This window comes from Paenibacillus odorifer, assembly GCF_000758725.1.
Lineage (GTDB): Bacteria > Bacillota > Bacilli > Paenibacillales > Paenibacillaceae > Paenibacillus_AQ > Paenibacillus_AQ odorifer.
On the sequence record NZ_CP009428.1, the window covers coordinates 4,906,833 to 4,919,041 of the forward strand.

A 12,209-nucleotide genomic window follows, 5' to 3' on the forward strand; every position below is an offset into this window, starting at 1 on the left:
CCGGAAGTCTAATTATTCGCCGTAGTTACGGCTGACTCCTAATGTGTGATCTCAAATTGAAACCACACACTTTCCATCCCACCCAACTCTATTTCTTGGATCACGGCATTGTCCATCAGGATCGTCGTCTTTTGGATCTCGGAAGTGTTATTTACGGCACAATATCGACCCGTCTCAGGATACGCATGACATTCAACATTCGGATTCACTGAGAACCATGAATACAACTGCTCCTCTTGATGTGCAGCCCAAAAGATCGCTCGGCTGAGTAGTCTGGTATTCTGAATACTGTACGGAAGTCCAGCGATATAAACGCCCCGACCCTGACCAAATGAATTCACGGCAAGATTGCAGCTGCCTTGGTGCACATCCAATATTTCTGCTCCGGCCTCCGCTTGATAAACCATGGTCATCCCTTCACCATAATCGATCTCACCTTCCAGATCTTCCGTTATGAAATGATCCTGCACAGGCGTTACCTTGGGCTTATTGATGCTTGCTGTAAATCCAATCTCCTTCTGAACCCCTAGAATATCCGCTAGTTGAAAAAGAACCCCTTGATGTTCATAAGCTGATGGATCACCAATCCCAATAAAACCGCCCCCTTGATCCACCCACTCACGAAGTGTTGCCACAACTTGCGGATCGCTCCATTGATCTCCACCGCTCCAAGAGGTATGGACATCACCCGCGTTAATAATCACACCGATACTAGGATCAATCCCACTTAACCTGATGTCATCAAAGCTTATAAACTCAATGTCGAACGGCAAGCCCGCCAATGACTCTAATGCCCCTATGTAGGAATAACATCTTTGATTCCATAAAGAATGAGCCACTTGATGTGTCTGCCAGCTTCGAAGGGAACCCCAGGTATTCAGAACCGCTACTTTAAAAGGAGCTTTAAAAGGCTGTGTCCCTTCTGCATTAGCATGAATCCCTTTGAACTGCGTCGCAATCTCTGTCACATGATCAATAAAATCCGGGAATTGATGCGCTAGACTCAAATATCCGCCATACCCCATCCTGCCAACTGGTTTGCGCATGAGCGCACGCCGGCATTTGATCCAGATCGGCATGGACTCTCCGACAGGGTCTCCCCCTTCAAAAAAGACATCTGGAAAGAAATAAGGATAGAAACGTGCCTCGGTATCCTTAATAGGTATATCCGCAATCATACGGGTTGTAACGCCATCTCCTGCTGCCCCAACCACTGCGTCGAGCCCGATCTCCGGAAAATATTTGCCATAAGGCTCTGTGCCAGCCCAGTGATCTCCAAAAAACATAATCGCTTTCTTCCCGAAATCATGCACCATATCTACACATTGTTTGGCATAACCTGCGATGAATTTCTGATTGAAGTCCATCCAGTCCAGGTATCTTTGGGTCGGGTTCTTAAATGGTGTGTTATATCGCCCCTGATCCACAAAATCTTCTGCAGTCAATCGGTACCCATAAGCTTGTTCGAATTGCTCTAACGCAAGTGGACTTACACAACTCAGATAGCCAAACCAATTTACCTGTTTCTCTTTACCTTCCTTGTTAAATATCAAATCAAAATTATAAAAGAAGGTCGTAAAACGAACGATATCAGTCTTGGGATGTTTCTTCAGCCAATCTTCCAGCACCTTCAAAACATGCTCTTGAGCCTCGGGATAACGAACATCCAACGGTAAACGATGCTCCTCATCCCAATCATTCGTGATGTGGTTGTACATGGAGACCGGCTCCCATTTCTGGTAGGCCAAGAAACTGACCGTATATTTGTGAAATTGTACCGCCTGCTCAAGTGTGACAATCCCCTCTGCATAACTCCAACATTCAGAAGGTAATACTTCTCCTGTAGTCCGGTTTACAACCTGCCAATATTTTTTTATATTCACATCTGTGTTAGGACTAAATTGATCGACAAAATAATCAGCCATAATATCGATGGTCTTCACCTTTGAAGTTACTATTACTGGAGCAGACATCAGATAAATCTGCTGTCTATATTGCGGATGCTGCTTCGCCCACTCGTTGTCCTCACGGACGAGACAAAGCGTTGAATAAATTTGCAGACCCATGTCGAGAATGTCCTGCGATAGATTCGTGCCATCACTGTCACGTACGGCATCTACACCCCATCTTTCGACGAGATCACCTATGACCTCTTCCATCCCTGTTTCACCAGGCAGTGTAAATCTTCCTTTGTCCACGTAACTTCCCTCCATGTCTTTGTTGTTCAGCCCTTAATTCCGCCTGCGCTTATTCCTTGGAGCAATTGCTTTTGTCCTATCACATATAAAAGAATTGTTGGAATCAGCACTAGGATCAGCGCGGCAAAAAGTGCACTCCAATCTGTAGCATAACGTTGAACCTCAAAAAGATTGGCTAAACCTACTGGCAATGTTTTTTTGCTATCACTTTGAATTAAGACCAACGCCAGCGGATACTCATTCCAAAAGCCCATCGCTGCCAGCATACAGACCGTCACAATACCCGGTTTAGCAAGCGGCGCAACAATTCTGACGAGCACTCCCGTGTTGCCACAACCGTCAATCTTAGCGGCTTCTTCATAATCTCTAGGGATGGACCGCAGAAATCCACTTAATACAAAGATGGCAAAGGGAAACTGCAGAACAGCATAGATTAAACTGAGCATCCCGCGATTGTCCAACATCCCGAACGAATTCACCTGAAGAAATAGAGGAACCATAATGTAGGAGGCTTGCAGAAAAATACAGGCCATATAAAGGTTAAGGATTAGTTTGGAGCCCCAAAACTTAAATCTCGTTAAGACATAAGCCATAGGAACCACAAAAATAACTAGAATCGCCGTGGATAACACCACAAGAAAGATAGAGTTCAGGAAATAACTCCCCATCTTGGATTTCTGAAAAGCGCGTACATAGTTATCAAAGTGTAAGACTTGTGGTAAGGAGAAGGGGTCGGTTAGAAATTCCGTATTGCTTTTAAATGAAGCTAAGAGATTCCATACAAACGGATATAACAAAACAATGGTGGCTACAATCAGAAACAGCCGGGTAATCCAGTGGGCAATATTCATTTTTAGAAGACTCTGTTGATTGCTCGTCATCCTTCTCCCCTACCCTTCTGCTCGATTTGTAAGTAGTCTGGACAGAAAAGAAAGCACAAAGGCGAACACCAGCGTAAATATAGCTATAGCCATGGCATAACCAAAGTTCGCATTCTGGAAGGCCTGCGTGTACATGTAGTGGAGTAAAACAGTAGTTCCACCTGCCGGACCACCGCCAGTCATTACAGTTACAACTATAAAACTTAAATTGATCGTACCTGCCAGGGACAACACAAACGTAATGCCAATAATATCTTTTAGCAGAGGGATCGTAATGCTGGTAAGCTTCCGGAAATATCCCGCACCATCAATAGTCGCCGATTCAAACACATCCGCAGAAATCCCGTCAATCGCAGCGATATACATGACCATATAATAACCAACCGCTTGCCAGATCAGTGTAACGGCTACACACCACAATGCTGTTCGGCTATCTCCAAGCCAAGGTCTGCTCAGTTGATCTAATCCGATGCTCCCCAGAATATTATTCAAAATGCCCATGTTGGGATGAAACACAAAGGACCAGATAATTCCGACTACCGTCAAAGAGATGATACTAGGGAAAAAGAATACGGTTCGGTAAAATCCTCTTTCCTTCAGCTTCGTCTGCGTTAATAGAAAAGCAAGCACCAGCCCAAAAATCAATGTAATTACTGGCACAACCAGCATCAGTTTAAATGTATTGCTCAGCGCTTTGAGGAACATCTCATCTTGAAACATATATTTATAGTTATCCAAAAAGATAAACTTGTTCTCATCACTCATCCCGGTGGCATCCGTAAAAGACATAAAAAATGCCCGAAAGGTTGGAATAATCATAAATACGAGGGTTAACAAGAGCGTAGGAATCGTGCATACCGCTATGAATAGCTTAGGATTTCTGGTTTTCGCTGTCCTAATCTTTGATTTTCTCTGTCTAGGAGCTACTTCTGCCAGCTGCATTTCAGACATCTTTCTCACTCCTCTTCATACAAAATGCATCCCGTTCATAGATAACCTTATCCATTCCTAACAGGATGCATTTGCATGAGATACTATAGATTATTTACTAGCCGCTTTCTCTTTACGAATCTGTGCAAAAGCTTTTTCCACATTATCCATCCATTGATCCGTGGTCATCTGGCCTGTCATCACTGGTGTGACCGTATTCTTGAACATTTCAGTGACTACACTAACCTTGGAACCCTTCGGTAACGATTGCCAGCCCTGTAGAATAGAAATGGAACCATTATAAGCCTCAAACATGTCATAGACACCTTTAGTTAAAAATGGCTTAGACAGCTCCTTCGCATCGTTAAGCGCATACGCCCCATTCGCTTTTTCCGCGAATAGTTTCACAGACTCATCGGTATATAGGAACTTCAAGAATTCCTTAGCGAGCTCAGGATTTTTAGCCTTAGCAGGGATGGAGAATTGCTCGTAGCTGGAAAGCACATACTTCTGATCACCTTTATTGAACACAGGTACTGTTGTCATCCCAAATTCAAACCCATTTTCTCTAGGTGAATCCTTCATTTCATTTTCCATCCAGTTGCCGTTTACGATAAACAAAGCTTTACCCATCATCATATCGGTCTGCGACTGTGTATGGTTCAAGGCAACCGTGCCGTCCATCAGATAACCGTCTTTAGAGATTTTATAGAAAATATCCAGTACTTTTTTGATCGTGTCGTTCTTAAATGAACCTTCTTCATATGCAAAGACTTTATCCAGCGTTTCTTTCCCCCCCGCACTGGCAATGGCCGGGTAGAGAATTTCCTCCAAATAATCCGGATAGATGCCTTGATAAGTGAATAAAGCCCGCTTCGTTTTAGTTCCATCTGCATTAACCAGGTAGTTCTCCTCTTTGTTCAGCTCATCACCTAAAGCAAAGAACTCCTCCCAAGTCTCAGGAACACTCCAGCCTTTTTCTGCGAACAGTGTTTTATTGTAAATCAAGCCCATCGGTCCAGCATTAAAAGGTGCGAGATACGTCTTTCCATCTTGATAGGGCTGAAATCTTGTACTGTCCAGCATCCCCGGAAGAATCATGTCCTTAATTGTCTCCTCTTTATCAAGCGCTTTGCTTTCAAATACATCGCTGATATCTAGCAGTCCTTTTTCTTTAATTAATGAAAGCACGATACCACTTTGCTCTGTATCTGTAACAGACAGGAAGTCGGGAGGATTACCCGCAACAATCTGCGGCCGGATTACTTCACCAACTTTTGGATTAATCGTCATGTTCACTTTCACACCTGGATAAGTACTTTCGAATTTGCTGACAATTTCATTCCAATAATCCGCACCATATCCCCCTTGGAATACAGCAATACTAAGTTCCTTGTTATCAAAATCTTTAGCAGGTTCTTCTTTAGTATTCTCGGCGTTCGTTGTACTTGTAGCTTGCGCTGTGCTCGCAGCTTTCGTTGGATCCGATTCATTAGAGGCAGCAGGTTTATTATTGCTGTTCCCGCAGCCGAGCAACCCCACACCTAGTAGCATTACTGCTAATAATGTACTCATAGTCTTTTTCATAAACGCCCTCCTTAAGATATTCTTGTAAACGCTTTTTTAATAATTTAAGTATAAAAGGATTTACGCTATATTTACATTTACAATACAAACCTACCTATGTATTATCTTATCCATCTTCCAATGCAAGCTCGTATAAGCTTATTCATCAGGGTCACATAACCTGTAAACTTAGCCGTTAACGGAATGGATAATATTATCCATTCCATAGATTATTCTCACTTTTCGCCGCTGCATATATATTCCATTGTTCTTTTTATGTTAACTTGTAAGTAAAAGATAGTGAATGGGAGGTCATCCACCTGAGTCGACGTAAAGGGAAGCTGCATTTTCCTAATCCTCCGCAAATCATGCGCAAGGTTAAAATTCAAAATCGCTTAACCGTCATTCTCTTAATCGTTTCTGTGATCCCAATCATCTTTATAGGTTTCTACTCCTACACCATTTACTCCAAATCCATTAACAATAAATTAAGTAAATCCACATTTCAGGCTTTAACGCTGCTTAATCGAACGATGTTAAGTGAACTTAACAACTATCAATATCTTGCAGGCTCTGTTTCTACCAATAGTATTATTCAGGAGCGTTTATCGGCAGCACCAAATGAACCCGCTCCTAGCAATGCTGCCATTAATCATGCCATGGACAATTTATATAGAACCATCTACCCCGGATATGTCCAGAACGTTCGGGTCATCGACGCCAAGAACCAACCTATCTATGAATTAGGCTACGACGGCATCCCCAATCCTAAGTATGAAGAAATTATGAAACAAGTAGAGCTGAATGCCCCTTATGACAGTCTTAACTACGTAAAAAGCTATCGCGCTTACAATACCATTGTCCTGGGCCGGAAAATTTTTGATCAAGATGACATTGGCGTTCCCTTAGGTCATGTGTTTGTTTTTATTGGTGGGGAGTTATTTTCAAAAGTCATTCTTTCCAGTGTGGATTTAGGTACAGGTTCCAGTCTCCTTATTATGAATAGGGAGGGAAAAGTAATGTCCTCGAATCAAAAGGATACTCCGCTAGGAGAACCCTATTATAAAGATGAGCTTTTTAAGCAAATCAAGACACAAGAGGCAAAGAAAAACCATTCCTTCCAAGGCATGGTCAATGGAAAAATGCAGCAAATCTCTTATATTAACAATAATCAATTAGGCTGGTACATGATTTCTACCGTCCCCTTCTCTTATATCAATTCAGAGACAAGTAAAATCACCACTGGACTACTTATTGTTGTCAGCATCATTGTAGTCGTGTGTATTCTAATTATTATCGTATTGTATAAAAGCATCCTGAAACCAATCAAACAAATCATCGTCTTCTGCAACCAAATTTTTTATGGTGATCTATCGAGTCGGATCGAAGATCACAGCAACGATGAAATGGGCGTGTTGGCCAATAGAATTAACAGCATGGTCAGTAGAATGGAACAGCTGATGAAGGATCAAAAGAAAGATCTGAAAAGAAGACGTTCGCTCGAATTGCAAATGCTGCAATCGCAAATTAATCCTCACTTTCTTTTTAATACACTTAACTCCTTACGATGGCTGGCGATGATTAACCAGGTTCCCGTCCTTAGCGACGGCATCTCCTCACTAGCTGAATTGCTGCGTAGTACCATTATCGATCAAGATGAGCAAATCACCATCAAGCAGGAGCTGAACAATCTGGATCATTATTTTGCCATTCAAAAAATACGTTATGCCGACAGGTTTGACATTGAATATGACTTGGATGAGTCTTTATTACAGAGCATGATCCCCAAGCTCATCCTGCAGCCGATCGCAGAGAACGCGATTCTTCATGGGGTTACAGATATAGGAGGAAAAGTTCTAATCCAAATTAAGGTATACGCAAAAAATGAATATACCCTTATTATTGAAATCATCGATAACGGAAAAGGGTTTGACACCACCAAATCAGAAAAGGCTGACAATCTGTCGGGTATCGGAATTTCAAATGTGGCCGATCGCATTAAACTTCAATACGGTGAGAGTTACGGGCTGTTCATCACAAGCTCTATGGGTCATGGAACCTGCTGCCGCCTGATTATCCCTATACAAACATACGAACTTAAGGGGTGATACTATGTATCCTATGTATAATGTAATGCTAGTGGATGACGAACCTATTGTTAAAGTTGCGCTCAGAACCATGATTCCATGGGAAGAGCTTGGATACATGATCTGTGCTACTGCCTCTGACGGAGTTGAAGCCTTAACACTTGTAGACAAGTTTAATCCCCATATCATCATTACAGATCTCAAAATGCCTAATATGGATGGTCTGCAGCTGATAAAAGAACTGAATAACAGAGGGTTTGCAGGAAAAATTCTGGTGGCCAGCAACCACGGGGAGTATGAGTTAGTTCGTGAAGCCTTAGTGCTTGGTGCTGTAGATTATATGCTGAAGATTAGTATGAAAACGGGGGATTTGATCCATTTGCTGGAGAAATCTACGAAGCTAATTCAAGAACAGCTTCAATCTAGGCAGCAGCAGGAGACCCAAACACAGTTATTACAACATAACTTAAAAAGCGTGAAAAATGCGCTTTTAAAAGATTATTTCACCGATCCTTATTACGATGTGCAGCAGCTTGATCAGCATGATGCTATAACGTTCGCTTTCAGCGAAAGCAGCTGTTATTTATTCTACATTACTTTTGAGCAGAATAACGCCACTCAAAACGAAAGACAAAATCACATCTCCGTATCCTTTATTGAAAACATCATCTTGGATATCTTGGAGACCGTAGATCAGTTAGAAATTATTCAGCTAGAATCTAATGGGCTGCTGCTTCTAATCTCCTGTGATACCTTAGACGATCATCAAATTATCCGCACAGACTTTATCCAGAGGGTCATTCGTTTAATCAAAATGTATATTTCTATCACCCCTACTATTGTTTTTTCTGATCCTGTACGGGGATATGCTGAAGCAAAACGAACCCTAGAGCAATGTAAAGAATCCTTGCAAATCCAATTTTACAACGAAATAACGATTATAGATCCAAAGGATGTCCATTTAAAGGATACGCTGGACTTCGAGGATGTACATGATTTCTCGACGCAATTAATTCAGAACTGGAAGCTTTCAGGGGTTGAAGCCGTTACTCAAGCAACTCAGCAATTTCTTGACATCTGTAAATCCAAGCAAATTAATCCTGCTGAAACCAAAAAGTTCATTGTAAATTGTCTGCATTATCTTCCCTTATGCGATGCCCATCTCATTGTCGAGGATCCAAAGCTTTTAAAGAACTATATAGAAAATATCGCCAGCAGTAAACGTACCACTGACGTTCTATCTATAATGGAGCTTGTGTTCCAACTATTCTCCCATCAAAAGCAACAGATCGTAACTACACACAATAGAGATGTTAAACAAGCGATTGACTATATCAACACACATTATCAGAAGAAGCTGACCTTATCTCTGATTGCCAAGCATGTCAACTTAAGTGAGAACTATCTGTCCAGAATCTTCAAAGAAGAAGTGGGGCAAAGCATCATTCACTACATTAATACTGTGAAAATGGAAAAAGCCGCAGATTTAATACTTAAAGGGAATCCATACATTAAAGAAATTTCCACGCAAATCGGTATACACGATCAATTTTATTTCACCCGGTTATTCAAAAAACACTTTGGTGTTAATCCTAGTGAATATAAGAATCACGTTCAGGCCACGCTTGGTTCAAGAAATTAAGACCATTCCAACTCTTTTTATTGGAATGCGGTTCCTGATTTTATGATCCTTTCACAACCTGAATGAACCCTTCTTTAGGTGCAAATATGGAATTAAACAACAATTCTTTTGTTTAACCGCTCCAGCTGCAGAAGATGATGACGATAGTGCATTTCAATAAGTAGGAACCATTCCTCCGCGCATAATCCACCGAATCGCGGGTGAGAAACGGTATTTTGTTTGGATGCTTTCTCAAGAGAGGGTTCGATCTCTCTCATTCTTTGGATGACTGTACGTAACCCTTGAATTAATTGTTCTTTGCTCTCCGGCTGCTCCGGCGTATATTGGGCGGAAGGCGGAACCTGAATACGAATGGGCGGAAAGCTTCCTTGCGCAAATATAGCCGCACCATCCTCAGTTTTCCCCACATGAGCTACTAAGGGATCTTGGTCGAGCACAAGGCATTGATCAATATTACGAAGCTGCATATACAGCGCCGAGTTAATGAGATGCTGAAACATCTGTCCGATGGACCACTCGTTTTCACTCGGCTTTTGCTTCAGCTGCTCCAGATTGAATCGCTCCAATTCTTGAATATAGTATGTCGCAGTTTCTTCAAATCGTTGTAAGGCTTCTTTTGTTGTAATCATCATATATCAGCTCCTGTAGTCATTGATGGTCCAAGTATACAAAAACGCTACTGACAGCGTTATGTCAGTAGCGTTTTAACATTATTTCTATTTCATTTCTAACCTGATCACGGAAAGATTCGGGCTCCAGCACAACCATACCGCCTCCCCAGCCAAGCACCCATTGCAGCAATTCCCCTGGCTCGCGAACGCGAAAAGTAACAAGTAACCCCTCCGCATGCTCCTCAATAGTTTCCATATAGAAATTATTTGATTCCCTTACCTTATCGGCTATGTCAGCTTGGACTAAGATAAGCACATGAACGTTGCGATCATCAGGAGGTTGGTATACCTCCAGATGAAAATCTGCTGGCAGTATAAATTCATCTTCCAGATTAATAAGCTCCCTCATTCGGGATAACCGGAAATGACGGATGTCTTGACGCAATTCACACCAGGCGATGAGTACCCATGACCCGTGATGAAGCACAAGTCCATAAGGAGCAACCGTACGAACACTTTGACGGTTCCCATCGGCTTCGGCGATTCTTTTGGAATAACGAAATCTTATTTTCCTTCCCTCCAATATCGCTCCACGAATGGCTTCCAAACATGCCTTCTCTTGTATGGGTGCTATATCTTCTACGGATGCAAATAAACGAAAACTTTTGCGAATCTGTGATGCTTCACTGCGGATGGCTTCCGGCAGGATAGCTTCTATCTTTGCTTTAGAACTTCTAGCCTTATTACCATAGTGTGCATCAAACCGCTGCTCGATAAAATCAGTTCCGATAAGCAATGTCACTGCTTCATCCAGCGTGAAACTAACGGGTGGCAGGAAATACCCCTCGATTAAGGAGTAACCCTGCCCTGGCGCTCCTATAATGGATACGCCCGCTTCACTCAGTGCCTGAATATCCCGATAGATCGTTCTTACGCTCGTTTCAAACCTAGCAGCCAAATCCTCCGCCCGCAACATTTTGTTACGCTGCAGTTCAAGCACTATAGCTAACAACCGGTCCATTTTGTTCATACGACTCCCCCTCCCCGAACAATCTCATCAACAGCTCGTCGATACCCACCCGAGTTCCGAAACGATTCACTGATATTGGAGACAGCTTTTTTATAAGATAAATCGCTTAATACATGATCTACGGCTTCTCGTAGGTGATTTGCAGTTAAACTTTGCATTTGTAACTTAATGCCTGCTCCGACATGGACGACTTGCTTCGCAATTATTGGCTGATCCGCACTTTGTGGAATTACAATTAGCGGAACCCTGTAATAAAGCCCTTCATTGATACTGTTCATTCCACCATGTGTAATAAATAACTTTGTGTATTGCAGTATATCCGTTTGTGGAACATAATTTTTCACGAAAAAGTTTTGCGGAATTTCCCCTAAATCAGTGATTTGGACTTTATCTCCAATTGACATCACAATAGTGTGCTCCGTGTTCCCCAATGCTTCAAAACAAAGTTTATAGTATTCAATGGCTTGGTTAAAAACTGTGCCGAGTGAAATGTAAATTAGACTTTTCCCCTTAATTGCCATGAGATCGAATTTTTCTGGAGCTAATCGTGAAGAGATGGAGGGTCCTACAAAGATATAAGACGGGTCAAAAGCTTCTCCCTCAGGTTGAAACTCCCTAGTTGTATAAACGATAGTAAGTGGGGCAGGATTACAAAACACTTCATAAGGGGATTGGATGTCCACATCATATTTGCCCTTCACCATTTGCGTCAAGCTTTGGAATTTATCCTTTATAGGATTAGTTACTTCTGCAGGGACTGTAGTATAAAATCGTTCTAACATGTCATCGAATGCTGCTTTTGTCTGCGCAAAAGAAGTACAGGAGCTAATGGCCGGAAGCTTAAGAATTTGAGCTAGCAAACGTCCACAGCCAAACATAGAATCATGGACGATGTAATCAAAATGCTCCCCTTTGATCTGTTCAAGAACGCTTGGAATAACTATATCTGCCGTAAGTAAAAGACCGTTGATTCTTTCCAGTACATAATTTCTTCCACCTGAGATAAAAGCTTGTATAAATTTCTGATCGTCAAATGTTCGTACTGTAGCCCCCGTCATCTCCATACGCTCTTTATAAGCTTCTATACAAAAGTACACTACCTCTTCGCCATGCGAAATAAGCTCTTCCACAACGCCAATCGTGGGATTGATATGTCCCTCTGATCCACCATTAATAAATAACACACGCGCCAATTGTAATCCTCCTTAACTATAAATCATTTTTATATTAGATATTATAAACATTAATTTTACTTATATCGCTC

The 12,209-nt window shown here is 41.9% G+C and carries 9 protein-coding genes; 2 read left to right on the plus strand and 7 right to left on the minus strand.

What is annotated here, in order from left to right; genetic code table 11:
* Window positions 1–38 precede the first annotated feature (38 nt).
* The 4 genes from gnpA to PODO_RS21510 all read right to left on the minus strand — a co-directional run bounded on the left by gnpA (window position 39) and on the right by PODO_RS21510 (window position 5,596).
* Window positions 39–2,198, minus strand: a complete 2,160-nt coding sequence (gnpA, locus tag PODO_RS21495) for a 1,3-beta-galactosyl-N-acetylhexosamine phosphorylase (protein ID WP_218918655.1) — start codon at window positions 2,196–2,198, stop codon at window positions 39–41.
* Between the two features lie 26 nt (window positions 2,199–2,224).
* Window positions 2,225–3,079, minus strand: coding sequence for a carbohydrate ABC transporter permease (locus PODO_RS21500; RefSeq protein ID WP_038572597.1), 855 nt, complete (start codon window positions 3,077–3,079; stop codon window positions 2,225–2,227).
* Window positions 3,080–3,088: 9 nt separating this feature from the next.
* A complete protein-coding gene (locus PODO_RS21505; RefSeq protein WP_244886367.1) occupies window positions 3,089–4,030 on the minus strand; it encodes a carbohydrate ABC transporter permease in 942 nt (313 codons plus the stop codon).
* Window positions 4,031–4,120: 90 nt separating this feature from the next.
* Window positions 4,121–5,596 carry a carbohydrate ABC transporter substrate-binding protein gene (locus PODO_RS21510; protein ID WP_038572598.1) on the minus strand — a complete coding sequence of 492 codons (1,476 nt, stop codon included), beginning with the start codon at window positions 5,594–5,596 and terminating at the stop codon, window positions 4,121–4,123.
* Between the two features lie 347 nt (window positions 5,597–5,943).
* Here PODO_RS21510 and PODO_RS21515 point away from each other — a divergent pair, with 347 nt between their 5' ends.
* Window positions 5,944–7,683, plus strand: a complete 1,740-nt coding sequence (locus PODO_RS21515) for a cache domain-containing sensor histidine kinase (protein ID WP_038572599.1) — start codon at window positions 5,944–5,946, stop codon at window positions 7,681–7,683.
* Window positions 7,684–7,687: 4 nt separating this feature from the next.
* A complete protein-coding gene (locus PODO_RS21520; RefSeq protein ID WP_038572600.1) occupies window positions 7,688–9,304 on the plus strand; it encodes a response regulator transcription factor in 1,617 nt (538 codons plus the stop codon).
* A 92-nt stretch (window positions 9,305–9,396) separates the two neighbouring features.
* Here the strand turns inward: PODO_RS21520 and PODO_RS21525 are convergent, their stop codons facing one another.
* From PODO_RS21525 to PODO_RS21535, 3 genes are all read right to left on the minus strand, one after another.
* Window positions 9,397–9,930, minus strand: a complete 534-nt coding sequence (locus PODO_RS21525; RefSeq protein WP_038574709.1) for a DinB family protein — start codon at window positions 9,928–9,930, stop codon at window positions 9,397–9,399.
* Between the two features lie 67 nt (window positions 9,931–9,997).
* On the minus strand, window positions 9,998–10,945 hold the full coding sequence (locus PODO_RS21530) for a helix-turn-helix transcriptional regulator (RefSeq protein WP_038572601.1): 948 nt from the start codon (window positions 10,943–10,945) through the stop codon (window positions 9,998–10,000).
* The gene (locus tag PODO_RS21535) at window positions 10,942–12,138 is read right to left on the minus strand and encodes a macrolide family glycosyltransferase (RefSeq protein WP_038572603.1); all 1,197 of its coding nucleotides are present in this window, start codon (window positions 12,136–12,138) and stop codon (window positions 10,942–10,944) included. The genes PODO_RS21530 and PODO_RS21535 overlap by 4 nt, the downstream gene beginning before the upstream one ends.
* Window positions 12,139–12,209: the final 71 nt, after the last annotated feature.